This window comes from Shinella sp. Sh6 (assembly GCF_055392685.1).
The window spans coordinates 641294-666577 of the sequence record NZ_AP044005.1 but is presented as its reverse complement, the minus strand read 5'-3'; the positions used below and the strand labels follow the sequence as shown (position 1 = coordinate 666577).

The 25284-nt window shown below is 67.1% G+C and carries 27 protein-coding genes and 1 pseudogene; 7 read left to right on the top strand and 21 right to left on the bottom strand.

The annotated features are described in order from the left end of the window. Positions 1–2: 2 nt before the first annotated feature. Together ACZ5TO_RS03135 and ACZ5TO_RS03130 are read right to left on the bottom strand one after the other, a co-directional pair. Positions 3–1937 carry a DUF2207 domain-containing protein gene (locus tag ACZ5TO_RS03135; protein ID WP_464799503.1) on the bottom strand — a complete coding sequence of 645 codons (1935 nt, stop codon included), beginning with the start codon at positions 1935–1937 and terminating at the stop codon, positions 3–5. A 14-nt stretch (positions 1938–1951) separates the two neighbouring features. After that, positions 1952–2500, bottom strand: a complete 549-nt coding sequence (locus tag ACZ5TO_RS03130) for a LemA family protein (protein ID WP_184146203.1) — start codon at positions 2498–2500, stop codon at positions 1952–1954. A gap of 168 nt (positions 2501–2668) precedes the next feature. Between ACZ5TO_RS03130 and ACZ5TO_RS03125 the strand changes: the two genes are divergently transcribed. Continuing rightward, on the top strand, positions 2669–2866 hold the full coding sequence (locus tag ACZ5TO_RS03125) for a hypothetical protein (RefSeq protein ID WP_464799502.1): 198 nt from the start codon (positions 2669–2671) through the stop codon (positions 2864–2866). 223 nt (positions 2867–3089) lie between these two features. Here the strand turns inward: ACZ5TO_RS03125 and ACZ5TO_RS03120 are convergent, their stop codons facing one another. The 8 genes from ACZ5TO_RS03120 to ACZ5TO_RS03085 form a co-directional block, all read right to left on the bottom strand. Next, positions 3090–4046, bottom strand: a complete 957-nt coding sequence (locus ACZ5TO_RS03120; protein WP_464799501.1) for a glycine--tRNA ligase subunit alpha — start codon at positions 4044–4046, stop codon at positions 3090–3092. A 261-nt stretch (positions 4047–4307) separates the two neighbouring features. Beyond that, on the bottom strand, positions 4308–5378 hold the full coding sequence (locus ACZ5TO_RS03115; RefSeq protein ID WP_184146195.1) for a dTDP-glucose 4,6-dehydratase: 1071 nt from the start codon (positions 5376–5378) through the stop codon (positions 4308–4310). 204 nt (positions 5379–5582) lie between these two features. Next, entirely contained in the window at positions 5583–5774 is a 192-nt protein-coding gene (locus ACZ5TO_RS03110; protein ID WP_184146192.1) for a hypothetical protein, read from the bottom strand. Between the two features lie 27 nt (positions 5775–5801). After that, a complete protein-coding gene (locus tag ACZ5TO_RS03105; protein ID WP_464799500.1) occupies positions 5802–6677 on the bottom strand; it encodes a S49 family peptidase in 876 nt (291 codons plus the stop codon). Positions 6678–6755: 78 nt separating this feature from the next. Next, a complete protein-coding gene (locus ACZ5TO_RS03100) occupies positions 6756–7076 on the bottom strand; it encodes a type II toxin-antitoxin system RelE/ParE family toxin (RefSeq protein ID WP_184146188.1) in 321 nt (106 codons plus the stop codon). After that, positions 7076–7339 (bottom strand): CopG family ribbon-helix-helix protein, encoded by a 264-nt coding sequence (locus ACZ5TO_RS03095; protein WP_184146186.1) that lies wholly within the window; start codon positions 7337–7339, stop codon positions 7076–7078. The genes ACZ5TO_RS03100 and ACZ5TO_RS03095 overlap by 1 nt, the downstream gene beginning before the upstream one ends. A gap of 49 nt (positions 7340–7388) precedes the next feature. Next, positions 7389–8165 (bottom strand): tRNA1(Val) (adenine(37)-N6)-methyltransferase, encoded by a 777-nt coding sequence (locus tag ACZ5TO_RS03090; RefSeq protein ID WP_464799499.1) that lies wholly within the window; start codon positions 8163–8165, stop codon positions 7389–7391. Between the two features lie 229 nt (positions 8166–8394). Beyond that, positions 8395–8616 (bottom strand): putative signal transducing protein, encoded by a 222-nt coding sequence (locus ACZ5TO_RS03085; RefSeq protein ID WP_184146181.1) that lies wholly within the window; start codon positions 8614–8616, stop codon positions 8395–8397. 107 nt (positions 8617–8723) lie between these two features. Here ACZ5TO_RS03085 and ACZ5TO_RS03080 point away from each other — a divergent pair, with 107 nt between their 5' ends. Beyond that, positions 8724–9740, top strand: a complete 1017-nt coding sequence (locus tag ACZ5TO_RS03080; protein ID WP_184146178.1) for a polyprenyl synthetase family protein — start codon at positions 8724–8726, stop codon at positions 9738–9740. A 296-nt stretch (positions 9741–10036) separates the two neighbouring features. Further along, complete coding sequence (locus tag ACZ5TO_RS03075) at positions 10037–11878, top strand: tetratricopeptide repeat protein (RefSeq protein ID WP_184146176.1); 1842 nt, start codon at positions 10037–10039, stop codon at positions 11876–11878. Positions 11879–11928: 50 nt separating this feature from the next. On the opposite strand, the pseudogene ACZ5TO_RS03070 reads toward ACZ5TO_RS03075, so the two are convergent. After that, a pseudogene (locus ACZ5TO_RS03070) lies at positions 11929–12082 on the bottom strand (bifunctional diaminohydroxyphosphoribosylaminopyrimidine deaminase/5-amino-6-(5-phosphoribosylamino)uracil reductase RibD); the annotation flags it as partial. Positions 12083–12090: 8 nt separating this feature from the next. On the opposite strand from ACZ5TO_RS03070, the gene ACZ5TO_RS03065 reads away from it, so the two are divergent. Beyond that, positions 12091–12972 (top strand): 4-(cytidine 5'-diphospho)-2-C-methyl-D-erythritol kinase, encoded by an 882-nt coding sequence (locus tag ACZ5TO_RS03065; RefSeq protein WP_464799498.1) that lies wholly within the window; start codon positions 12091–12093, stop codon positions 12970–12972. Next, on the top strand, positions 12959–13507 hold the full coding sequence (gene moaB, locus ACZ5TO_RS03060) for a molybdenum cofactor biosynthesis protein B (protein ID WP_464799497.1): 549 nt from the start codon (positions 12959–12961) through the stop codon (positions 13505–13507). Before ACZ5TO_RS03065 ends, moaB begins: the two co-directional genes overlap by 14 nt. Here the strand turns inward: moaB and ACZ5TO_RS03055 are convergent, their stop codons facing one another. After that, complete coding sequence (locus ACZ5TO_RS03055) at positions 13508–14023, bottom strand: glycosyltransferase family protein (RefSeq protein ID WP_464799496.1); 516 nt, start codon at positions 14021–14023, stop codon at positions 13508–13510. Between the two features lie 319 nt (positions 14024–14342). On the opposite strand from ACZ5TO_RS03055, the gene ACZ5TO_RS03050 reads away from it, so the two are divergent. Then, entirely contained in the window at positions 14343–15500 is a 1158-nt protein-coding gene (locus ACZ5TO_RS03050; RefSeq protein ID WP_464799495.1) for a PA0069 family radical SAM protein, read from the top strand. Positions 15501–15626: 126 nt separating this feature from the next. Then, entirely contained in the window at positions 15627–16295 is a 669-nt protein-coding gene (locus ACZ5TO_RS03045) for a ribonuclease HII (protein ID WP_464799494.1), read from the top strand. Positions 16296–16543: 248 nt separating this feature from the next. Here the strand turns inward: ACZ5TO_RS03045 and ACZ5TO_RS03040 are convergent, their stop codons facing one another. From ACZ5TO_RS03040 to apbC, 9 genes are all read right to left on the bottom strand, one after another. Next, positions 16544–17029 (bottom strand): F0F1 ATP synthase subunit B, encoded by a 486-nt coding sequence (locus ACZ5TO_RS03040; RefSeq protein WP_464799493.1) that lies wholly within the window; start codon positions 17027–17029, stop codon positions 16544–16546. Between the two features lie 10 nt (positions 17030–17039). Beyond that, positions 17040–17672 (bottom strand): F0F1 ATP synthase subunit B, encoded by a 633-nt coding sequence (locus tag ACZ5TO_RS03035; protein ID WP_184146579.1) that lies wholly within the window; start codon positions 17670–17672, stop codon positions 17040–17042. Positions 17673–17760: 88 nt separating this feature from the next. Continuing rightward, the gene (locus tag ACZ5TO_RS03030; protein ID WP_160861648.1) at positions 17761–17988 is read right to left on the bottom strand and encodes a F0F1 ATP synthase subunit C; all 228 of its coding nucleotides are present in this window, start codon (positions 17986–17988) and stop codon (positions 17761–17763) included. 65 nt (positions 17989–18053) lie between these two features. Beyond that, a complete protein-coding gene (locus ACZ5TO_RS03025) occupies positions 18054–18806 on the bottom strand; it encodes a F0F1 ATP synthase subunit A (RefSeq protein ID WP_464799492.1) in 753 nt (250 codons plus the stop codon). Between the two features lie 60 nt (positions 18807–18866). Continuing rightward, a complete protein-coding gene (locus tag ACZ5TO_RS03020) occupies positions 18867–19235 on the bottom strand; it encodes an AtpZ/AtpI family protein (protein WP_184146575.1) in 369 nt (122 codons plus the stop codon). A 277-nt stretch (positions 19236–19512) separates the two neighbouring features. Continuing rightward, positions 19513–20601: a cell wall hydrolase gene (locus tag ACZ5TO_RS03015; protein ID WP_464800322.1), complete on the bottom strand. Its 1089-nt coding sequence runs from the start codon at positions 20599–20601 to the stop codon at positions 19513–19515. Positions 20602–20905: 304 nt separating this feature from the next. Next, complete coding sequence (locus tag ACZ5TO_RS03010) at positions 20906–22792, bottom strand: potassium transporter Kup (protein ID WP_464799491.1); 1887 nt, start codon at positions 22790–22792, stop codon at positions 20906–20908. Between the two features lie 14 nt (positions 22793–22806). Next, complete coding sequence (locus ACZ5TO_RS03005) at positions 22807–23790, bottom strand: CorA family divalent cation transporter (protein WP_184146571.1); 984 nt, start codon at positions 23788–23790, stop codon at positions 22807–22809. 277 nt (positions 23791–24067) lie between these two features. Next, positions 24068–25249 (bottom strand): iron-sulfur cluster carrier protein ApbC, encoded by a 1182-nt coding sequence (apbC, locus tag ACZ5TO_RS03000; RefSeq protein WP_464799490.1) that lies wholly within the window; start codon positions 25247–25249, stop codon positions 24068–24070. Positions 25250–25284: the final 35 nt, after the last annotated feature.

Below are 25284 nucleotides of genomic sequence, written 5' to 3'. Positions count from 1 at the left end.
TCCTACCACCCCCCGCCGCCACCACCGCCGCCACCGCCGCCGGAAAAGCCGCCGCCTGACGAAAACCCGGAGGACGAGCTTTTCGGCGGGTCGGGGAGCGAGCGGGTCATGGTGTCGGCCATGGAGCCGGCAAAGCCGCCCATGCGGTCTGAGAAGCTGCCGGAGGAGAAGCCGTCGCCGTGATACCAGGCCGGCTGGTAGGCGACGGCAGCGCCGGCCGCCGCGGCGGTGAGCAGCCAGCGGTCGAAGGTCTCCGACCATGGCTTTTCCACGCCCAGCGCCACGGCATAGGGCAGCAGCGTCTCGTAGTGGCGCGGCGACATATCCGGCGCACCGGCCATGTTCATGCGGTCCTTCTCGGCCAGCGTCAGGTATTGCCGCAGGCCGGCGATGCCGTCCATCATCCGCCGGCCGAGCGGCGTCGGCGCGCCCATCAGGAAGAAGAAGACGAGATTGGCGACGACGATGCCGCCCACGGCGGCGAAGATCGGCAGTTGCCCCGTCGCCTCCGCCTCGGCGAAGAGCGAGAGCGCGATGCCGCCGAAGACCGTGAAGAGGACGAAGCCGAAGAAGGCGGCGAAGGCGACCGCGGCGATGCGCGAACCGAGCGATTTCGACCGCCGCACGCTCTGCCCCAGCGTCATGGCGAAGATGGAGACGAAGACCGAGGCGAAGACGGGCAGGATGACGAGCACCACGCCCTCCTCCGGCAGCGAGCCGAACAGCAGGAGGGCGGCAAGGCAGGCAAGCGACAGGAAGACACCGCATATCACCTGCGGCCAGTTGGCGAGGTAGTATTTCTGCCGGTGCTCCTTTTCCATCGCGTCGCGGAAATCGGCGCCGAGCTTCTGCACCCGCTTGCCGTTGGCCTTCTCGATGACGAAGCTGCTGCCCTCGCCCGCCATGGCATTGATGAGGGTGGCTTCCCCCGTCGGCAGCGGCGCCTCGACGGGCTTTGCCGTGCGGGTGACGGCAATCGAGGTCTTCAGGTCCTTCAGCTCCACCAGCCCCTTGACCGCAAGGTTGAGGAAGGAGGCGGACACCGCGGTCCAGCCGCGCCCGCCGAACCCCTTCTCGTCGATATAGTTGACGAGCGCGGGCGATATGCCCTCCGGCGCATCCCAGCGCGGCACGACCACGCCGGCCGGCGGATCGCGCCCCACCGAGACCCAGGCCCAGAGATAGTAGCCGACGACGAGGAAGAGCCCGCCGAAGGCGAGGAGGAGGTTGCGGTTGTCCTTGAGGAAGAGCGCGCGTTCCTCGGCCGCCGTCGGCTTGTCGATGCTGCCGGCCGGCATCTTGATGCCGATGGTCAGGCCCTCCTCGGGCCCGAGCGGCTGCGTCGTCTCGAAGAAGATCGTCTCGCCGCGGTTCTCCGCCCGCGCGTTCTTCTCCGCCGCGCCGTAGGGGCCGGTGAAGAAGGTGAGCTCCTGCGCGCGCACGCCCTCCGGCAGCCGCACCACGGCCGAGGCCTTGCGGATGGGAAAGGCCCATTCCGTGCCGGTGACGTTCCAGAAGAGTTCGTCGTGCGTGTCGAAGAAGCGGATCTGCCGGCTCGTCTCGTAGGTGAGGCGGTATTCGTGGAAGCCGGGCTGGAGCAGCACGTCGGACGAGCCGAAATAGATGCGCACGCCCCGGCTGATGCTCTCGGTGTGATAGGGCTCCGGCCGGCCGTCGCGCTCGACGGCGATGACCTTGAAGCCGACCTCCCGTTCGCGGCCCTTGGCATCGGTGAAGGTCAGCGGGAAATCGCGGTAGACGCCGCGGCGGATCCGGTCGCCCTCGGCATGGACACGGATCGCTTCCGTCACCGTCAGCGTGCCGTTCCGCGCCACCGCGATATCGGAGCGGTAGCTGTCGAAATATTCCTCCGCCCGCGCCGCGCCCCCGACAAGGAGGCAGAAGCACAGCGCCAGAAGGGCGGCGATCCGCGTCATGAGCGCCTCCGGGATCAGAATTTTACGCTGGGCACGGCCCGGTCGGCCGGGTTGTCGATCTCGAAATAGGGCGCCTTGACGAATTTGAAGACCCCGGCAACGAGGTTCGACGGGAAGCTCTCGACCTTGACGTTGAGGTCGCGCGCCGCGCCGTTGTAGTAGCGCCGCGACATCTGGATCTCGCCCTCGATCGTCTCCAGCGTCGCCTGCAACTCGGCGAAATTCTGGTTGGCCTTGAGGTCCGGATAGGCCTCGGCGAGCGCGAAGAGGCGGCCGAGCGCCTGGCTCAGCATGCCTTCCGCCTGCGCCCGGCCGGCAACGTCGCCGGCGGGCAGCGCCTGCGCGCGGTTGCGCAGCTCCACCACCTTCTCCAGCGTCTCCTTCTCGTGCGCGGCGTAGCCCTTCACGGTCTCGATGAGGTTGGGGATGAGGTCGGCGCGGCGCTTCAGCTGCACGTCGATGCCGGACCAGGCCTCTTCCTTCATCTGCCGGGCGCGCACGAGGCCGTTGTAGATGACGATGGCGTAGATGACGACCACCGCCACGATTGCCAGAGCGATCATGACCTTCTCCGTTGCTTTCCTGCGTTGGGCGCGACCTTAGCATTCATGCCGCCGCAGAAAAGCCCCCCTTTGCGCAACGGTCGCGCCTGTCACCGGGGGAACCGCGCCGCCGGTGTCTTTGCCCGATAGTCGCTTCACCAGTGAGATCGGACCCGCAAGGCAACACCCATGAAAACCCTCGCCCTTATCCTCAACGTCATCTGCTTTTCCGCCCTCTTCCTCACCTATACGGCAGGCGACAGGGCCGAGCGTCCGGCCGGCGTGCGGCGGACGCTCCAGATCTATGCCGGCCAGTTGCCGACCGGCGCCCGCCCCACGCTCAAGCCCGTGTGGGAGCTTGGGGTGAAGGTTTCCGCGCCGGGGTGAAGCCCTGCTCCTCCTCTCCGTCGTCATCCTCGGGCTTGACCCGAGGATCCACGCCTCGTCCGCAGCGGGTGCCGCATGGATGCTCGGGTCAAGCCCGAGCATGACGGAGAGGAGGAGAGCAAGTAGGGAATGGCGGTGGGCGAAGAAGCAGACCGGACCGAAAGGTCAAACCGAGCGGAAAACGCAGAGAAAACAGCCACGCTATCGCCCGAAGGGCGGTCGCTCAGGCGGCGTCCCTCGTCCAGTTCGCGCCGCCTGCGTCGGTGAGCAGGAAGGCCTCGCCGCAGGCCTTGGCCAAGGTGCGCACGCGCAGGATGTAGCTCTGGCGCTCGGTCACGGAGATGACGCCGCGCGCGTCGAGCAGGTTGAAGACGTGGGAGGCCTTGATGCACTGGTCGTAGGCCGGCAGCACGCATTTGTGCAGCGCGTTCGTATCGCCCGGCGCGCCGGCGGCGAGCAGCGCCTGGCACTCCTTTTCCGCATCGATGAAGTGGCGGTGCAGCATCGCCGTATCGGCATATTCGAAGTTATGGCGGGAATATTCCTGCTCGGCCTGCAGGAAGACGTCGCCATAGGTGATCTTCTCCGCGCCCTCGCGGCCGTTGAAATTGAGGTCGTAGACGTTGTCGACGCCCTGAACGTACATGGCGAGGCGTTCGAGACCATAGGTCAGCTCGCCGGCCACGGGCGCGCATTCGATGCCGCAGACCTGCTGGAAATAGGTGAACTGCGAGACCTCCATGCCGTCGCACCAGCATTCCCAGCCGAGGCCCCAGGCGCCGAGCGTCGGGCTTTCCCAGTCGTCCTCGACGAAGCGCACGTCGTGCAGCAGCGGATCGAGGCCGATGGCGGCGAGCGAGCCGAGATAGAGTTCCTGCAGGTTCGACGGGTTCGGCTTCAGGATGACCTGGTACTGGTAATAGTGCTGGAGGCGGTTCGGGTTCTCGCCGTAGCGGCCGTCGGAGGGGCGGCGCGAGGGCTGCACATAGGCGGCGCGCCACGGGCGGGGCCCAAGCGCGCGCAGCGTCGTCGCCGGATGGAACGTGCCGGCGCCCACCTCCATGTCGTAGGGCTGCAGCACCGCGCAGCCCTTGTCCGCCCAGTAATTGTGCAGCGTCAGGATCAGAGCCTGGAAGGAACGGGTCGGATTCATGTGGTCAGGCAGGGCGGCAGGGGTCATCGGTTCATGTCCGGCATACTTGGGAAGCTGGCGGACTGGTGCCACGATGCGCCGGAAGGGTCAAGGGTTTCGGGCGCCGGCACGGCCACGAGGGGAGCAACACGCCATACCCCCCTCTGCCCTGCCGGGCATCTCCCCCACAAGGGGGGAGATTGAATCGTGGCACCGCCTTGCCTCAAGCCGATCTCCCCACCTGTGGGGGAGATGCCCGGCAGGGCAGAGGGGGGTAATGAGGGCAAAGCGGTCAGACTCGCATGACACTCAATGCCGCTCGAGCGAGCGGAAGAGGCCCGAGCCCGCCGCCTGCGTGACGGCGTGCACGCGCTGCGGGGCGAGGTCCGGCACGCGGCGGACCTGCCGGCGGGCGCCGCCCGGCACGCGCGCGCCATACCAGGCGGCAAGCATCGGCAGTTCGCCGGCGAGCGTTCCCGACGCCTTCCAGCCGAGCGCTTCCAGCGCCGCCGTATCGAGCGGCGAGCGGCTGGCATTGCCCGGCCGGCCGCCGGTGAAGGCGACGCCGGAAACCGGCTCCTGCACCGCATCGAGCACCATGCGGGCGACGGAGAGCACGTCGAGATGATCGCGGCCCGAAACGTTGTAAGTGCTGTTTTCCGCCCCGCGCGTGACGACCGTGCGCAGCGCCGCGCAGAAATCCCGCACGGTGAGGAAGGCGCGCGCCTGCATGCCGTCGCCATGCACCGGCAGCGGCCGGCCGACGGCGGCAAGCTCCAGGAAGCGCGGCAGCAGCTTTTCCACGTTCTGCCGCGTGCCGACGACGTTCACCGGCCTCAGCACGCGGATGTCGAGATCGAAGGAGCGGGAAAGGCCGGCGATCAGCATTTCGGCGGCCGCCTTGGAGGCGCCGTAGGGATTGTCCGGCAGGAGCGGCGTCGCCTCGCCGAGCGGCAGGCCCTTGCCTGTGCCATAGACCTCGGCGGAGCTGACATGGATCATCAGCGGCACGCGGCGCCGGCCCATCGCCTCCACGAGCACCTGCGTGCCCAGCGCATTGGCGAGCGTGAAGCGCTCCGGCACGGAGAAGGCGCGCTCGACATGGCTTTCGCCGGCCGCATGCACGACGAGGTCGGCATCCTTCAGCATCTCGGTCACGAGGTCGAGATTGCCGACATCGCCCTCCTGCAGCGTCACGCGGCCCGTGCGGAAGGCCGCGTCGAGATGGGCCATGTCCGCGGCATAGGTGAAGGTATCGAGCACGCGGATGCGCGCGTTCGGGCAATGAAGGAGAAGATCGTCGACGATATGCGAGCCGAGGAAGCCCGCGCCGCCCGTCACGACGATGGTGCGGATCCGGTCGAGGTCGAGCGAGGCCATGGTTTACTCCGTTCATTGCAGACATCGGGCGGCCGCATTGAATCGGCCTTGCCCCTAGATCGGCCCGGCCCCGCGCGGGTGCAACGGCTGGGAAAGCCGCAAACGGATAAAACGGGGGTTAACCTTACGCGTCGTGGTTAATGTGCCGGAATGGGGCGGCGCGGCTGTTTTTCCCTTCCCGCCGAGGCACAGAACCGCGCAAAGCTACTCGTCGTCGCGGCGCAGGCGGTATTCGCCGGTCTCGGGATCCTTGACCAGCGTGCCGGTGGCGCCGGTGCGGCGCTCCTGCTCGCTTCGCCGCTGCTGCTTGGCGAGGCGCTCGGCGTCCGAGACGAATTTGCGGTAGCCGTACCAGGCAAGGCCGACGACCAGAAGCAGAAAGATGATCTGGGCCATCGCCCCTCCCCTCGAATGTGACGGCGCCTATCCCGAAAGGCCGAAGCGGCCCCACAGCGCCTTTTCTTCCGCAAGATCGGCCACCGCCGACACGCCGCCCGAGCCTATACGCTCCGCCATGCCGCCGGAAAGCCCCCCGACGCCGGGCATCCTGCGACCAAAGAGCCCCTTGGGCGCGGAAATGAGCTCCAGCCGCGTCTTCGGCCCGTAGCGCCGCTTCAGTTCCGTGCGCATGTCGGAAAGCCCGTCGACGAGGCCGAGCGCGCGCCCGCGCGTGCCCGTCCAGAACAGGCCGGAGAAGAGGTCCGGATCGTCCGCCAGCTTGCCGCCGCGGCGGGCCTTGACCATGTCGATGAAGACCTGGTGGATCTCGAGCTGGAGGGATTTCAGGTATTCGATCTCGTTCTCGCGCTCCGGCTGGAAGGGATCGAGGATCGCCTTGTTGGTGCCGGCGGTATAGACGCGCCGCTCGACGCCGATCTTCTTCAAAAGCTCCGGAAAGCCGAAACCGCCGGAAACGACGCCGATGGAGCCGACGATGGAGGTCGGGTCGGCGAAGATCTCGTCGCCCGCAAGCGCGATCATGTAGCCGCCGGAGGCCGCGACATCCTCGACGAAGACGAGGACATGCTTGCCCTTTTCCGCCGCAAGATCGCGGATGCGCTGGAAGATCAGCCGCGACTGGACGGGCGAGCCGCCCGGCGAATTGATAGAGATCGCCACGGCCGGCGCCTTCTTGTCGCCGAAGGCCTTTTCGAGGACCGGCGCGGCACTGGCAAGGTTCAGCGCGGGGCGGAACTGGCTGCCGTTCGCCATGATCGCCCCCTGCAGCCGCACGACGGGGATCGTCACCCCCTCGTTGCGAAACCTCCTGGGAACCAGCCTCTTCAAAATTCCGGCCATCGCGTGATCCTGTCTCTCATGTTGCCCGGCTGATGTATGCACGGCGGGCGAAAACGCAAGATCGGCCGCGGAAATCGCTTACGGCGCCTCGTAATCCGCATCGTCGTCGAGCGGCAGGCCGGGCTCCGCCTGGCGGCCATGGCGTATGAGCAGGACGAGGACGTCATCCCCCGCCAATTCGTAGTCCACGCGATAGTCGCCGAGAACGATGCGGTAGATACCGCCGAGCGGAATGTCCTGCCGCAGGAAACCCGACTGCGGAAAGCGGGCGAGCTGGCGGCCGAGATGCGCAATGCCGGCACGAAAGGCGATGGCGGCAGCCGGGCTGCGGTCGCGCAGGTAGAGGATTTCCTGTTCGACAAAGGCCCTTGCCGGCGGCGCGAACAGGACTTTCGGCATCAGGCGGCGTCGCCCGGCAGAATACGCTCCATTTTCGTCAGGAGGTCGTCGAGTTCCGTCGCCCCTTCTTCGGCAGCGGCACGCCGCGCCGCGTCGAGATCGAGGATGTCGCGGCCTTCGCTTGCAAGATAGGCCTTCATCGCCCGCACCATGACCCAGCTGCGGGTGCGCCCGCAGATCCGGGCGACCGCCTCGATATCCGCCAGCACGTCGCCCGGCAGCCGCAGCGTCAAGGGATCGGACAGGTTTCTTTGATTTTCCATGGGAAACCTCATATTTTGTAATACAAGGTCGCCGATTTTCGGAAAATTGTCAACGCGGCAGGCGGAGATAGGCGGCGCGGCCGTTGTTGAGGTCGTCGACGAAAGGGGTGAAGTCGTGCTGGCCGGGCTCGTGCATGACAAGCGGCATGCGCAGGGCGAGGCGGGTGCGCGAACCCTTGATGGCGGTGACGAGGATGCGCAGTGCGTTTTCGCCGGCGCGGGCGTGGAGGGCGGTGATCTCGATGCCGCCGAAACGGCGCCCGCAGGCGGCGATGATCTCGGCGATCGATTGCGGGCGGGCGATGAGCGAGAGCTGGCCGCCGGGCTTCATGATGGCGCCCGCCGTCTTGATCCAGCGCTCGAAGAGGTTGTGCTCCATCGCATGGGCCTCGGCCTTCAGGGCATCGGGCGTGCGGCTGTCGATGCGGTCGTTGAAGGGCGGGTTCATGATGACGTGGTCGAAGACGTCGTCGGCAAGGCCGGCCGCGATGCGCGCCTTGCCGGCGAGCGCGACGTCGGCCTCCAGCACCGAGACGCGGGAGGCGAAGGCGTCGTTGGCGGGAAGCGCCAGCGTCTTGCGGGCAAACTCCGCCATCATCGGGGAGCGCTCGACCAGCAGGACCTCGGCCTTCTCGATGCGCGCGGCGACGGCAAGGCCGGCCGCGCCCGCCCCCGCGCCGAGATCGGCGACGCGCATGGGGCCGTCACCCGTCACGAGGGCGGCCAGCAGCATGGCGTCCATGCCCGAGCGGTGGCCGATGCCCTTCGGCTGGACGAGGTGGAAGCGGCCGTAGTGGAAGGCGTCGACGGTTTCGCGGACGGTCATGGGTGGAAGCGCCTCTCGTGGGAGAAACGGGCGTCGCTCACCCCCCTCTGCCCTGCCGGGCATCTCCCCCTCAAGGGGGGAGATTGGATCGTGGCAAGGCCCCGCCCATCACCAGCGGCGCGGACGAAACGATATCCCCGCTCCCAGCCGATCTCCCCCCCTGAGGGGGAGATGCCCGGCAGGGCAGAGGGGGGTATCCCACGCTCCATCATCAACAGGATACCGGCCTTCACCCCCGCAACTCCGCCGCAAGACCCGCGTCCTTCAAGATCCGCCGCGCCTCGTCCTCCCGGTCGCTTTCCACGAGAAAACGGCGCGGCAGCATGCCGAGGGAGCCTTCCAGGATGCTCATGCCCTGGTCGGCGATCAGGCAGTGGATGCCGGCTTCCTTCATCAGGCTTTCGGCAAAGGAGAGCAGCACGGCGTCGTTGGTTCGGATCAATTCGATCATTCGGTCGTTTTCCAGCCATAATTCCGAGGGCGGGACAATTCGCCTCTTGCCGCAGAAGGCCCCGTTTTCTATTGTCTTTCAACAAAAATGAACAGGAGTCCGGGCATTTGGGCGTCGTGATACCGCTTGAAGAAGGCAAAAACAAACAGGCATCGGTGAAGCCGCTCGTCGACCTGACAAAAGCCGACATGGAGCGGGTGAACCAGCTCATCCTGTCGAAGGCCGGCTCCGACGTGCAGATGATCCCGGAGGTGGCCAACCACCTGATCTCCTCCGGCGGCAAAAGGCTGCGCCCCATGCTGACGCTCGCGGCCGCCGCGATGTTCGGCTACAAGGGGGACCAGCACGTCAAGCTCGCCACCAGCGTCGAGTTCATGCACACGGCGACGCTGCTGCACGACGACGTGGTGGACGAGAGCGACCTTCGCCGGGGCAAGTCGACCGCCCGCATGATCTGGGGCAACCAGGCGAGCGTGCTCGTCGGCGACTTCCTGCTCGGCCAGGCCTTCAAGATGATGGTCGAGGTCGGCTCGCTGGAGGCGCTCGACGTGCTCTCCACCGCCGCCACGGTGATCGCCGAGGGCGAGGTGCTGCAGCTTTCCGTCGCCAAGAACATGGAGACGACCGAGGACGATTATCTCGAGGTCATCCGCGCCAAGACGGCCGCGCTCTTCGCCGCGGCCGCCGAAGTCGGCCCCATCGTCGCCAACACGGGCAAGGCCGAGCGTGCGGCGCTGAAATCCTACGGCATGAACCTCGGCCTTGCCTTCCAGCTCGTCGACGACGCGCTCGACTACGGCGGCAAGGCGGCCGACCTCGGCAAGAACACCGGCGACGATTTCCGCGAGGGCAAGATCACGCTGCCGGTCATCCTCGCCTGGCGGCGCGGCACGGCGGAAGACCGCGCCTTCTGGCGCGAGGCCATCGAGGGCGGGCAGAGCGACGATGCGAACCTGGAGCGCGCATTCGGCCTCATCACCCGCTACGGCGGCCTTTCCGACACCATCGCGCGGGCCCAGCACTACGGCATGATCGCCCGCGACGCGCTGGCGCCGCTGCCGGCAAGCCCGTGGAAGGACGCGCTGCTGGAGGTCATCGACTTCTCCATCGCCCGCGTCAGTTGATCCCGGGCGGAGCGCGAAAACGGTTGACGCGCCGCCCGGCGATGGTAACCTTTCCTTCGGAACGGCCCTCTTTGTGGCATTCGCAAGAATGACCACGTGCAGGCACCAGATGCCGTCGGAGCGAGCCGTTCCACCCTCACCCTATCCGAAGCGGGCCGGCAGGATTTTCTTGCCGCACTGCGCCAAAAAAGCCATTCTCTGCCCCCATGTATCCGTGACTGATTTGGGCGGCACCGTGGCATGACCTGTACGGAAGACGCACCAAACGAACTCCCATTGCGGCGAAAGGCATCTTGATGCGGCAGTCCCTTCTTCTTCGGCTTCTCTGCGGCGCGGCGCTCGCGGCGAGCATCGCCCTCACCGGCCCCCTTGCGGCCTTCGCGGAGGAAAAACCGGCCGCGGCCGCCGCCGAGGAAAAGCCCTTCGACCCCGCGAACGTCAACACCTTCTCCGGCGCGTTCCTCGCCGCCCGCACGGCGGATTTCGACAAGGACTACAAGACCGCCGTCGCGCTCTACAAGATCGCCCTGCAGTTCGACCCGACCAATTCCGACGTCAAGCAGCGCCTGATGGTGACGCACCTGATGAACGGCGATTTCGAGGAGGGCGTGAAGTTCGCCGACGCGCTGAAGAACGATCCGGCCGTCGAGCGCATCACCTCGGTCGTGCGCGGCATGGAGGCGATCCGCAAGCGCGAATACAAGAGCGCGGAAAAGATCCTCGCCTATTCCGGCCCGAACGATCTCGACCGCATGATGAACGACCTGCTGCTCGCCTGGGCCAAGTTCGGCGACGGCAAGCCGAAGGAAGCCCTCAAGCTCATCAGCGGCATGAAGGGGCCGGAATGGCTCGCCATCTTCAAGAATTACCATGCCGGCGCGCTGGCCGCGGCGGCCGGTGACAAGGTCACCGCGCGCGCCCGCCTCAACGACGCCATCCTCGACCGCAACGGCGCGAGCGCCGCGCCGGACACGTTCCTGCGCGCCGTCATGGCGCTCGCCCGGCTGGAGGCGCGCGAGGGCAACAAGCAGAAGGCGCTGGACGCCATCTCGGTCGGCGACAACTTCATCGCCAGCTACGCGCCGCTGAAGGCGCTGCGCCAGAGCATCGAGGCCGGCGAGAAGCAGGAGCAGCAGGTGCGCACCGCCGCGCAAGGAGCGGCCGCCGTGCTCTTTTCCATCGGCGGCGCGCTGAACCGCGAGGGCGCGGAGGACATCGTCTCGCTCTACCTCCAGACCGCCCGCGCGCTCGATCCGGACAGCGACGACGTCCTGGTGCTGCTCGGCGGGCTCGCCGAGAGCGAGAAGAACCCGGAAAAGGCCATCGAATACTACCGCGCCGTGCCGGAAAAATCGCCGATGCGCCGCATTTCCGAACTGCAGCTCGGCATCAACCTCGCCGACACCGGCAAGGTCAAGGACGCGGAAACCCACCTCCAGGAGCTGATCGACGCCGACCCGTCTGACCTGCGCTCCTATCTCGCGCTCGGCAGCGTGCTTTCCGAGGCCAAGGACTATAAGGCCATGGCCTCGCTCTACGACAAGGCGGTCGCGGCCATCGGCGCCGTTCCGGCGCGCAACCACTGGAGCATCTTCTTCCAGCGCGGCATCGCCTACGAGCGGCTGAAGGAATGGGACAAGGCCGAGCCGAACTTCCGCAAGGCGCTGGAGCTCAACCCCGACCAGCCGCAGGTGCTGAACTATCTCGGCTATTCCTGGGTGGACATGAACCTGAACCTCGACGAGGGGCTGGACATGATCCGCAAGGCCGTCAGCCTCAAGCCCGACGACGGCTATATCGTCGATTCGCTCGGCTGGGCCTATTTCCGCCTGAACCGCTTCCAGGACGCCGTCGCCGAACTGGAGCGCGCGGCCGAGCTGAAGGCGGGCGACCCGACGATCAACGACCATTTGGGCGATGCCTACTGGCGCGTCGGCCGCAAGCTGGAGGCGACCTTCCAGTGGAACCGCGCGCTCGGCCTTAACCCCGAGGAAGCCGAGATCCCGAAGATCAAGCTGAAGATCGAGAACGGCCTGCCGGAACTGAAGAAGACCGACCCGGCCTCCGCCGAGGCGAAGGAAGACAAGCCGGCCGAAAACACCTCGCCGGAAAGCAAGGCGGCGGACCGCAAGTCCTGATCGGGGATGGCGGCCGGGACGCCTGTTTATGAGCCGTAGCATCACCGGACACCCCCCTCTGCCCTGCCGGGCATCTCCCCCTCAAGGGGGGAGATTGGATGGAGCATTGCCCCGCCCCTCTCCGACGTTGCAATTTGAGCGAGGTTCCCTCCGCTTGCCGATCTCCCCCCTTGAGGGGGAGATGCCCGGCAGGGCAGAGGGGGGTGCTCGCCATGCCTGACAGCCTCGCCCATTTCGCCCTCATCGAGCCGGCCCCGGCCAAGATCAACCTCGCGCTCGCCGTCACCGGCCGGCGGGAGGACGGCTATCACCTGCTCGACAGCCTCGTGACCTTCGCCGCCTTCGGCGACCGCATCGGCCTTTCGCCGGCGGAAGAGGACCGCTTCACGCTATCCGGCCCCTTCGCGGGCGCGCTTGCGGCGGAGGGCGACAATCTCGTCACCCGCGCCCGCGACCGGCTGCGGGAGGCCCTCGGCGGCGCGCCGGCGGTGCATATCCATCTCGAAAAGAACCTGCCCGTCGCCTCCGGCATCGGCGGCGGCTCGGCCGATGCGGCGGCGACGCTGCGCGGGCTTCTGGCACTCTGGCAGGCGGGCCTGCCGCACGACGCGCTGAATGCCATCGCGCTCGGCCTCGGCGCGGACGTGCCGATGTGCCTTGCAAGCCGCCCGCTGGTCGCCCGCGGCATCGGCGAGGCCATCACGCCGCTCGCCCTCCCCCCGCTTGCCATGGTGCTCGCCAATCCGCTCGTCGGCGTCTCGACGCCCGCCGTCTTCAAGGCCCTCGCCTCGACGGACAATCCGCCGCTCGCCCTTGAGGGAGCATCGGCCGACTGGCCGGCGGCCATCGCGGGCCTGCGCAACGATCTCGAACCGCCCGCCCGCCGGCTCTGCCCGGAGATCGCGCGGATATCCGAAAGCCTTGGCGAGACCGAAGCGCGGACCGTGCGCATGTCCGGTTCCGGCGCGACCTGCTTTGGGCTATATCCTTCGCGGGAGGCGGCGGACGCAGCGGCAGCCGCGCTTTCCCGGCGGCATCCGCACTGGTTCTTCGCCGCCACCACGACGCTTGGAGCATCCGATGGCGCGCATTGACGAGACGAGGCCCTTCATCCCGGTCGGCATCGCCGTGCTGACCGTCTCGGACACCCGCACGCCGGAGACGGACCGCTCCGGCGACACGCTCGTCGCCCGCGTCACCGAAGCCGGGCACCGCCTTGCCGCCCGCGCCATCGTGGCGGACGACGTCGCCGCCATCCGCGCGCAGGTGGAGGCCTGGACGCGGGAGGAGGCCATCGACGTGGTGATCACCACGGGAGGAACGGGCTTTACCGGCCGCGACGTGACGCCGGAGGCGCTGGAGCCGATCTTCGAAAAGCGCATGGACGGCTTTTCCGAGGTCTTCCACCGCATTTCCTACGACAAGATCGGCACGTCGACGATCCAGTCGCGCGCGACGGGTGGCGTGCTCAACGCCACCTTCGTCTTCGTGCTGCCCGGCTCGCCGGGCGCCTGCAAGGACGCCTGGGACGGCATCCTGAAGGCGCAGCTCGACTATCGCCACATGCCCTGCAATTTCGTGGAGATCATGCCGCGCCTCGACGAGCACCTGAAGCGCTCGGCCGGCTGATCAGCCGGCGCGCAGCGCCCGCGTCGCCCAGGCCGGCGCGATCTCGGCGGGCAGCATCCGCACCTTCGCCCCTGCCGCAAGTCCGGCAAGCCCCATGCCCGGCCGCGCCGCGTCGGCGGCCTGCCGCTTCGTAACGAGATATCCCTCTTCGAGCGGCAGCCTCTGCCCGAGCCGCTGCAGGAACGGCCGCTTGCGCGCGCCGCGGAACCGGGCCGGGCCAGGATGGGCGGCGACGTGATCGGCGATCGCCTCCACCCAGCCGGAAAGCGGCCGCGCGCCGGGCTCCAGCAGCAGCAGCCAGTCGCCGCGCGCCGAGCCCAGCACATCGGCAAGGTCCCACGTATCGAGGAAGCGGCAGCCGGCTGCGTCCGCCACCGTCGCCGAGCCGTCGCGCGAGCCGTGGTCGAGCACGATCACGTCGCGCACGAGGCCTTCCACGGCCCCGGCGACGAGCACCGACAGCGTCTGCGCCAGCTCCGCCTCGTTGTCCCGGCATTCCATGATGATCGTCAGCATGGCCTCTCTTACCGCATCGCAGCATGGTTTGTCATCGGCTCATCCATGAAGACCGCCCCTCATCCGCCTGCCGGCACCTTCTCCCCGCAAGCGGGGCGAAGGGGTATGTTGCGCCGGCTTCCTCAAACAGTATCTGCTCGTCAGGCACGTCCCCTCGCCCCGCTTGCGGGGAGAGGGTTAGGGTGAGGGGCAAAGCGGCATATACCGTTTTCCGCGCCTTCCACGAGAAGCCCCTCCAATTTTGTTCTTGCAATGTTCTCATTCCGGCGATAGGAATATAGTCATTGAATCGGGGCGGATGGCCCCGTCGGAGACAGCCATGAACGATCTTGTAAGCCTCAGGCAGGGCGCGCTTGCGCCCGGCCATGCGAAGGACGTTGCCGAAGCGTTGCTGGCCGAGACGGGCCTGCGCGTCGATACGGAGCGCCGGCGCGGCCGGGGAGCCGGGCTGAACTTCACCGGCCGGTTCGAGCCGCTGACGCGCGAGGGGTTCGACGACGGCTGGCAGACGCTGGAGGACCTGCCGCCCTTCCGCACGGAAGTGCAGGTGGAAAAGCCGCGCGCCATCATCACCCGCAACGAATCGCCCGACATTCCCTTCGACCGCTCGATCAATCCCTATCGCGGCTGCGAGCACGGCTGCATCTATTGCTTCGCCCGGCCGACCCATGCCTTCATGGGCCTGTCCGCCGGCCTCGATTTCGAGGCGAAGCTTTTTGCCAAGCCCGATGCGCCGAAACTCTTAGAGCGGGAGCTTTCCAGGCCCGGCTACAAGCCGCGCGTCATCGCCATCGGCACCAATACGGACCCCTACCAGCCGATCGAGAAGGAATGGCGGATCATGCGCCAGATCCTCGAGGTGCTGGACAAGGCGAACCATCCGGTCTCCATCGTCACCAAGTCGGCGCTCATCATGCGCGACATCGACATCCTCTCGCGCATGGCGGCGCGCGGGCTTGCCTGGGTCGGCCTTTCCGTCACCACGCTCGACCGCAAGCTCGCCCGCACCATGGAGCCGCGCGCCGCCACGCCGCCGCGCCGGCTGGAGGCGATCCGTGCGCTCTCGGAGGCGGGCATCCCGACCGCCATCATGATGGCGCCGATCATTCCCGGCCTCAACGACCACGAGATCGAGCGGGTACTGGATTCGGGCAAGGCGGCCGGGGTGCTGGAGGCGAGCTACGTGCTGCTCCGCCTGCCGCTGGAGGTGAGCCCCCTCTTCCGCGACTGGCTGCTGCGCAACTATCCCGACCGCTACCGCCATGTCATGTCGCTGGTGCGCTCCATGCGCGGCGGCAAGGATTACGACGCCGAGTTCGGCAAGCGCATGAAGGGCGCAGGCCCCTATGCCTGGCAGATCGCCCGCCGCTTCGAGATGGCCTCCAAGCGGCTGGAGCTGACGCGCACGCGCCGCAATCTCGCCGTCGACCAGTTCGTGCCGCCGTCGGGCAGCGGCGTGCAGCTCTCGCTGCTGTGAGCACGGCGCGCCATGAAATCGGCCGGGCGACGTCGCCCGGCCCCTATCTCCGGTCCGCTTCCCCGCGCTGACCGGCGTTCCTCCGGCATCCGCCTCCTGCCGGAGGACTTGCAGGGAATCGGATGGATGTGCGAGGTTCGCCGCATGTCCCGTCCCGCATCCTCCGATTCCCGCCTTCTTTTCGACCTGCCCGAAGGGCCGGATTTCTCCATGGAGCTTGCCGCCCGCAATCGTGGGATCTGGCCGGTCGCCGGCACGGACGAGGCGGGCCGCGGGCCGCTCGCCGGCCCCGTCGTCGCTGCCGCCGTGGTACTCGATCCGGAGAATATCCCGCCCGGCCTCAACGATTCCAAGCAGCTCAGCGCCGCGCGGCGCGAGGCGCTCTTTGCCCTCATCATGCAGAGCGCCTTCGTCTCCGTCGCCTCCAGCTCGTCGCGGCGGATCGACGTCATCGATATCCGCAAGGCGAGCCTCGACGCCATGCGCCGGGCCGTGGCGGGGCTGGAGGTCGCGCCGAAGCTGGTGCTCGCCGACGGGCGCGACGTGCCGCCGGGCCTTGCCTGCGAGGGCCGCGCCGTCGTCAAGGGCGATGCCCGCTCGCTCTCCGTCGCCGCCGCCTCCATCGTCGCCAAGGTGATGCGCGACCGCATGATGGCACGGGCCGACGCCACCTTCCCGGGCTACGGCTTTGCCGTCCACGCCGGCTACGCCACCGAGGTGCACCGGCGGGCGATCGAGGCGATCGGGCCCTGCCGCCTGCACCGCATGAGCTTTCGGCCGCTTCGGCAGGAGTGAGGTGCGGCGGCGGCGTGCCGCAGGGCGTGGATCCTCGGGTCAAGCCCGAGGATGACGATGGAAGAGAGGTCTGGCGATAAAAGCGGCGGCACGGCGTTCCGCGCCGTTCAATGGGCCGGTGTCCTTCCCCACCCACCGTCATCCTCGGGCTTGACCCGAGGATCCACCGCCACAGCCTCCCCACCCCGCAGACGCAAAAAAGGCCGGATCGCTCCGGCCTTTTTCAAATCGTCCGATGAGGGCGCCGCTTAGTTGAGGCGGGCCTTCACTTCGCTGATCGCGTTGTCGAAGAGCGCCTTGCTGGTCGCGGCATCGGCCTTGGCGGCGATGACCTTCTCGGCGGCGGCGACGGCAAGGTCGACGGCGGCGGCGCGCACGGCGTTGATCGCGTCGGCTTCCGCCTGCTTGATCTTCTGCTCGGAGAGCGCCGTGCGGCGGGTGACGTATTCTTCCGTCTTCTGCTTGGCGTCGGCGGTCAGGGCGCTCGCCTCGCGTTCGGCGGCGGCGACGATGCTTGCGGCTTCCGCCTCGGCATCCTTGCGCTTGCGCTGGTATTCGGCCAGCAGGTGCTGGGCCTCCTCGCGCAGGCGCTTGGCCTCGGCCAATTCGTTCTGGATCTTTTCCGCGCGTGCGTCGAGACCCTTGGCCATCATGCCCGGCACCTTGAGATAGGCGATAAGGGCAAGGAACAGGAGGAAGCCGACGAAGGCGAAGAATGTTGCGTCGAATGCCATGGGAACCTCCTTATTCGCCTGCGGCCGTCTTCACGGCCGAAGCGACTTCGGCCTTGGTGGCCTTGGCGCCGATCAGCTGCTCGACGAGCGCGCCGGTCGTGTCCTCGGCGATCGTACCGACATCGGCAAGCGCCTTGGCCTTGATCTCGGCGATGCGGGCCTCTGCGCCGGCGATCTTGTCCTGCAGCGAGGCTTCGATCTTGGCACGCTCGGCATCGGCCTTGGCCTTGGCTTCGTCGCGGGCGGTCGAGGCGATCGCGTTGCCCTTGGCGCGGGCGGAGGCCAGTTCCTGCTCGTAGGAGGCGATGGCGGCGTCCGCTTCCGCCTTCAGGCGGGAGGCCTCGTCGAGGTCCTGCGCGATGCGGTCATGGCGCGTCTCGAGAATGCCGCCGATACGCGGAATGACGAGCTTCGACATGAGAAGATAGAAAAGACCGAAGGTGATCGCCAGCCACAGGACCTGCGATGCGAACGTGGTCTGGTCGAAAGGCGGGAAGACGCCGGAGGCGTGCTCTTCACCGTGTGCCACACCCGTCTCGGTGTGCACTTCGCCCGCCGGCTGCGCCGCATGCGTGTCCGCAGGGGTTTCCGCCTGGGCGATTTCGAAAGGGGTGGACTCGGCCGACGCCGGGGTCACGGACATGCTCACCTCCAGGGGGCATTCACAATCATGTACTCAAGCGTACGATGGACCACGGCCCGAAGGGCCATGGTCCGGTCCTCGGCCGATATCAGACGGCGAAGAGGAGAAGGAGAGCGATGAGCAGCGAGAAGATGCCCAGAGCTTCCGTAACGGCGAAGCCGAATACGAGACGGCCGAACTGGCTGTCGGCAGCAGACGGGTTGCGCAGAGCACCGGAGAGGTAGCTGCCGAAGATGTTGCCGAGGCCGAGGGCCGTGCCGGCGAGACCGAACGTGGCAAGACCTGCGCCGATGAACTTTGCTGCTTCCGCTTCCATGTTGAACTCCTTGAATGGGTTGTTGCGGCTTTTAAGCGACGCCCGTGGGCGCCGGCGACTGTTTCCTAGTGACCACCCGGATGCAGGGCATCGTTGAGGTACATGCATGTCAGGACTGCGAAGACATAGGCCTGCAGGAACGACACGAGGAATTCGAGACCCGTCAGGGCGACGGTCATGAGAAGGGGCAGGATCGAACCGGCGACGCCGATGGCGCCGAACGCGCCCAGCGAGGCGACGAAGCCTGCGAAGACCTTGAGCGTGATATGGCCGGCCAGCATGTTGGCGAAAAGACGGATCGACAGGCTGATCGGACGCGAGAGGAACGAGATGACCTCGATCGAGACGACCAGCGGCAGGAGCGCGCCGGGAACGCCGGACGGCACGAAGAGCTTCAGGAAGCCGAAGCCGTGCTTGAAGAAACCGTAGAAGATGACCGTGCCGATGACGAGCAGGGCCAGCGTGAAGGTGACGATGATCTGGCTGGTGACCGTGAAGAAATAGGGCACCATGCCGATGAGGTTCGCCGTCAGCACGAACATGAAGAGCGAGAAGACGAACGGGAAGAACTTCATCCCGTGGCTGCCCGCCCCGTCCCGCAGCATCGAGGCGACGAACTCGTAGGACATTTCGGAGACCGACTGCAGGCGGCTCGGAACGAGGCCGCGCTGGGAGGTCGTGAAGTAGAGGAAGCCCGCGGCGGCCGCGACCGTCGCGACCATGAACAGCGAGGAATTGGTGAACGAGAAATCGATACCGCCGATCTCGATCGGAACAATCTTGTTGACCAGGAACTGGTGGGTCGGATCGTTTGACACCGTGTATCTCTCTCGCTTGCCCGCCTTGCGGCGGAAGTCACCCTAATTGAGACCGCGCCGTCAGGCGCCGTCCTTCGTCTTACTTCCGTCCCGCCCCGCCAGCCTGTCGACCGGGTGGGGCGATGCCACCATGCCGGCCGCGCGCATGACGTTCAGAACGCCGGCACCGAAACCGAGGAGCAGGAGTGCGATCATCCCCCACGGCCCTGTACCCGCAAAATGGTCCAAAAGATAGCCCAGAAGCGCCCCGACGATGACGGCGGCGACGAACTCGCTCGAGAGCTTCATGGCGACCGCATAGCCCGTACGGCTCTCGGCTGCCCGCGTCTCGGCGGCTTCTTCCGCCCCGTCCGTCCTGCGCTTCTCCGCGAGTTCCGCGTCCAGGCGCTTCAGCCGGTCTTCCAGACTTCCCTTTTGCTGATCGGTCATGGCATCCTCACATTCTTTCCGGCGGTGCTTTCGCCCCATTGCGGACATATTGAAGGCTAGGATTCAAGCCAATTCCGACCCCTTTCGAAGTCGGGCGCAACATAGTTTTAGGTGCCTGCATAGTCAAGGCGTGGCAGAGCTTTGCGCGACTGCAAATAAATCAAATAAAATCAATAGATTATCGTGAATCGCGTGTCAGGGTGCGACTCTCCGCCCGGGAATCGCGCGCGCCGCGGGGCGGACTCACCGCACCGCGCAGGGGCGGGCTTGCCGCCCGTCAGCTCCAGCCGCCGCCATAGGTGCGGTAGAAGATATGCTTGCCGATCTTGGAGACGCGCTGCATCGTGCGGCCCCACGGCGGGTTCACGTAGGTGGCGTGGTAGTGCGTCGCCGAGCCCACGTCGTCGAGCCAGATCTTGCCGGCCGTCACGGCCATGGCGATTTCCTTGGCGGTCTTCCAGTTCCAAGGCGAGAGGATGAGATCGGGAATGCGGTCGCAGGCGAACGAGAACTGGCAGCGCCCGCGCATGTGTTCGTTCTGGTAGACGACGCCGCAGATCGTGTTGGGATAGGCGGGGTTGCGCACCCGGTTGAGCACGACCTGCGCCACCGCGGCCTGGCCCCTCGGCTGTTCGCCGCGCGCCTCGAAGTAGATGGCCTCGGCAAGGCACTTCTGCTCCCTGGCGGTGAACACCTCCGCCGGCAGCACGCTTGCGGCCCAGGCATGGTCGTCAGGCGAGATGTCCGGAATGAAGCGGCCCGCCTCCTTCTTCGGCTTCAGGATGGAATCGAAGGGAGATTCGCGGGCATAGTCCGGCTCGACGCGGGCATAGGCGGTCGCCAGCACATCGGCGGTCTCGTTGGTGACGAGGCTTGCGATCATCGGCGAGACGCCGTCGTCCGCATGGACCGGCTTCTTCTTGTAGAAGGCGGTGGCGATCTCGATCTCCTTGCCCTTGATCTTCGGCCGGGCGAAGGCCATGCGCTCGCCGCTGTCGAAGAGGGGCGAGAGGAGCGAGCTGGTGCGCTCCAGGATGGAGCCGGCGGCAAAGCCCTTCGGCGGCGTCACGGGCAGCACCGCCACGATGCGCCCCTTCTTGTCGCGCCGGTTGACGCGGTCCTCGTCGGGCGTGCCGCCCTTGCCCTTGCTTTCGCTGCGCAGCGCCGCCGTGCGGCCGTCCGGCAGCTCCACGCCCGCCCCGCCCTCGATGCCGCCCGTCGTCATGGCGTCGGCGAAGGCGATCTCGACCTCGTGCACCGAGCCGGCGGGCGAGCGGGTGAGCACCATCGTCTCGTTGCCGCCCTTGCGGTTGATGCCGGCGAGATAGGCGGCAAGGTCTGTGCGGGCCGATTGGGTGGGAAGGATCGCGACGAGGCCGAGGCCGAGCGCGAGGGGAAGTTTCCACTCCCGTTTCAGGGCGGCGAGAAAGGGAAAACGGCCTGCCCGGGCATGACGAACGCTACGCTTACGCAACTGTTTACTCCGCACTTCCACGCATGCGCAGGCCCTTCGCGCCGACGCATGCCGGCGTGTCGTCCTGCCCGGATAAGATCGTATGGGAGCCTGCCGCGCCGAGGCACGGGCCTTGAGCGGCTCGTTCTCAGGCTAAAATGAAGCATTAACCTTGATGGTTGGTTAATGCCGGCGGCCGGCAAATGGGGAGGCGGCGTCAGATGACGACGTGCGAGCCGAGTTCGACCACGCGGTTGGTCGGCAGGCGGAAGTAATCGGACGGGTCGGCCGCAAGGTCGGCGAGCGCGATGAACAGGCGGTCCTGCCACATGGGCATGCCGGATTGCGCATCGGGCACCAGCTTGCGGCGGCCGAGATAGAACGAGGTCGACATGATGTCGAACTTGTGCCCGGCCTTGCGCAGGAGGCCGAGCGCCTGGGAGACGTTCTGCGTCTCCATGAAGCCGAAGCGCATTTCTATGCGCGCGAAACGTTCGGAGATCTTTTCCACCGCGAAGCGCTCGGCGGGGATGACGCGCGGCGTGTTGGCGGTCTTCACCGTCAGGATGAAGTTCTGCTCGTGCAGGACGTGGTTGTGCTTGAGGTTGTGCAGGAGCGCGGCCGGCGCGAAATCCGGGTCGCTGGTGAGGAAGATCGCCGTGCCGGCGACCTTGACCGGCGCATGGGCGCTCTCCTTTTCCACCGACTTGACGAAGGCCGGCAGCGGCACCTCCGTGCGGCGCGTCTTCTCTCGCAGGATGCGCGTGCCGCGCGTCCAGGTCCACATCAGGATGACGACGCCGCCGGCGATCGTCACCGGCACGTAGCCGCCGTCGTGCACCTTGAGGAGGTTGGCGCCGAGGAAGGTGAGCTCCAGGAGGAAGAGCGGGGCGAGCGCGGCGGCGGCCGCGAGCGGCCGCCAGCGCCAGCGGATGCGCAGGAACTCGAAGGCGAGGACGGTCGTCACCACCATCGCGCCGGTGACGGAGATGCCGTAGGCGGTCGCCAGCGCCTCGGAGGAGCCGAAGATGAAGACGAGGACCATCACGCCGAAGAGCAGCACCGTGTTGACGCCGGGCAGGTAGATCTGGCCGGTCTGGGTCTCGGAGGTGTGGAAGATCTCCATGCGCGGCAGGAAGCCGAGATGGATCGCCTGGCGGGTCAGCGAGAAGGCGCCGGTGATCACCGCCTGGCTGGCGATGATGGTGGCGGCCGTCGCCAGGACGACGACGGGCAGCAGCGCCCATTTGGGGAACATCAGGAAGAACGGGTTGTCGACCGCCTCCGGATGGGCGAGCACGAAGGCGCCCTGCCCGAGATAGTTCAGCGTCAGCGCCGGGAAGACGAGACAGAACCAGGCCCACTGGATCGGCCGGCGGCCGAAATGGCCGAGGTCCGCGTAAAGCGCCTCGGCGCCCGTCACCGTCAGGAACACCGCGCCGAGGACGACGAGGCCGACATAGCCCTCGCTCGCCATGAAGAGCACGGCATACCAGGGATTGAACGCGGAGAAGATGCCGAGGTCGTCGCTGATATGCTCGATGCCGCCGAGGCCCATGACGAGGAACCAGACGGCGGTGACCGGCCCGAAGAACTTCGAGACCGCGGCCGTGCCGAGCGACTGGACGGCAAAGAGCATGACCATGATGACGACGGAGATGGGCACGACATAGTCGGCGAGCGTCGGCGTCACCAGTTTCAGGCCCTCGACGGCCGAGAGCACCGACAGGGCCGGCGTGATCATGGCATCGCCGATGAAGAGCGCCGCGCCTGCCGCGGCGAGGAAGAAGAGGACGGTGGTGCGCTTGCCGGCCGTCTTCGTCAGCAGCGCCAGAAGCGAGAGCGTGCCGCCCTCCCCGTGGTTGTCGGCGCGCAGGAGGAAGAGCACGTATTTCAGCGTGACGATGATCGTGAGCGTCCAGATCATCAGCGAGATGAGGCCGACCACCTCGGTGCGCTGGAGGCCGTCGCCGGCGACCGGCCGCAGCGCCTCGCGGAAGGCATAGAGCGGGCTCGTGCCGATGTCGCCATAGACGACGCCGACGGAACCGAGGGCGAGAAGGAACAGCGTACGCGCCCGGCTATGGGCCTGCGGTGCTTGCATGGGAGCGATCCGGCCTAGAGCCAGCCTTTCCAGCGGAAGAAATAGAAGGGAAGAACCGCCGACAGGACCATCGCGCCGAGCGTCACCGGATAGGCGAAGGGGACGTGCAGCTCGGGCATGAACTCGAAGTTCATGCCGTAGATGGAGGCGATCAGCGTCGGCGGAAGCAGCACGACGGAGGCGATCGAGAAGATCTTGATGATGGCGTTCTGCTCGAGGTTGATGAGGCCGAGCGAGGCGTCGAGCAGGAAGGTGATGTTGCCGGCGACGAAGTTCGCGTGCTCGGACAGCGACTGCACGTCGCGCGTCACCGCGCGGCAGAGCTCCAGGCTCTCGCGGTCGGACTGGAGCGCCGGCAGGCCGTGCAGGAAGGTCAGGAGCCGCGAGAGCGACATGAGGCTGTCGCGCGTCTTGGCAAGCAGGCGGTGAAGGGCCGAGACCTGCACGACGCGGTCTTCCAGATAGCGCGGCGGCCGGCGGGACAGGTGGCGGTTCTCGCCGAACACTTCGAGGGAGAGCCGGTCGGCGCGCGCCACGGCGATTTCGAGGATCTCGGCGGTGCGGTCGGCGATGGTCTCCAGAAGCCGCGTGATCATCACGGTCGGCGAGGAACAGCCGCCGGGAATGCGGTGCATGCCGGCCTTGAAGAGCGCGAAGGAGCGCGGCTCGGCATAGCGCACGGTCAGGAGCTTGCCGTCGGTGAGGATGAAGGCGATGTCGGTGAGGTGCGGCAGGTCGCTTTCGGCCTTCACCATCAGCGAGGCCGTCATGTAGGCGGCCTTCTCGTCGGTATAGAGGCGGCTCGACGGCTCGATGTCCTTGAGCTCGTCGCGGGTCGGCACGTCGAGGGAAAGCACGCGCTCGATCAGCGCCTCGTCCTCCTCGGTCGGCTCCAGGAGATCGACCCACACGGCCCCGGCCAGCGCCTCGGCGGCGGCGGAATCGTCGTTCGTCGGCAGGCTGCGCGCCTCGCCGTTGGGACGGAAAACCGTGATCACCGGCGAATGGCTCCGCAACGGACCATCGCGCTTACTCCTGGTTAAACACCGCCGGGCGGCAGGCGCGCGATATTGCGCAACGCACTATAAAAATCAAGGGCCTCTTGTTTTTGGGGTGTTGACGGCGTGCCGGGTGGCTTACCCCCCTCTGGCCTGCCGGCGATCTCCCCCACAGGTGGGGAGATTGAATCGTGGCACCGCCTCGCCCCAAGCCGATCTCCCCCCTTGTGGGGGAGATGCCCGGCAGGGCAGAGGGGGGTGCTCCGAGGAAGAACGCCTACTCGAACACGATCGCCGGCGCGCCGCGCTCGCCCTTGCCCTTCAGCGTTTCCAGCTCCTGCCAGACGCGGGTGGCGATCTCGCGGTAGACCTTGGCGGCCGCACCGTCCGGGTTGGAGACGACGACGGGGGTGCCGGCATCCGAGGTCTCGCGGATATCCATGGTCAGCGGCACCTCGCCAAGGAAGGGCACGCCGATGCGCTCGGCTTCCTTGCGCGCGCCGCCATGGCCGAAGATGTCGTAGCGGTTGCCGGTGTCCGGGGCGATGAAATAGCTCATGTTCTCGACGATGCCGAGCACCGGCACCTCGACCTTCGAGAACATGTTGAGGCCCTTGCGCGCATCGATGAGGGCAAGGTCCTGCGGGGTGGAGACGATGACGGCGCCGGCGAGCGGCACCTGCTGGGCCATGGTGAGCTGGGCGTCGCCCGTGCCCGGCGGCATGTCGACGACGAGGACGTCAAGATCGCCCCAGGCGACCTCGCGCAGCATCTGCAGGAGCGCCGACTGGATCATCGGCCCGCGCCAGATCATCGCCACCTCCTCGTCGACGAGGAAGCCCATGGACATGACCTTGATGCCGTAGTTCTCCATCGGCTTGATCGTGCGGCCCTCGAGCTGCTGCGGCCGGCCGGAGATCTTGAGGAGCCGCGGCATGGAGGGGCCGTAGATATCCGCATCGAGCACGCCGACGCGAAGGCCGTTCGCCTTGAGCGCCAGCGCGAGGTTCACCGCCGTGGTGGACTTGCCGACGCCGCCCTTGCCGGAGGCGACCGCGATGATGGCGCCGACGCCCGGAATGCCGGTCTTGGCGCGCTGCGGCGCTCCGCCCGGTGCGCCGTGGGCATGGCCAGCATGGCCCTGCGGGGCGCTACGGCCGGGCGGCGGGGGCGCGGGCGCGCGGGCGGCGGCGGGGCCGGAGGCGGAGCGCTTGTCCGCCGTCAGCGCCACCATGGCCGCCGTGATGCCGGGGATTTCCTTGACGACGCGCTCGGCGGCGGCGCGCATCGGATCGAGCTCACGGGCGCGCTCGGCCGGCACGGTGATGGAGAAATAGGCCTTGCCGTCGGAGATGAAGACGTCGGAGACCAGCCCCAGATCGACGATGTTGCCGTCCATGTCCGGCCCGCGCACCGTGCGCAGCCGTTCCAGCACCTGTTCCTTGCTTACGTCCGTCATGAAACCCTCGAAACCCTGCTGCGGCCATGCCGGCC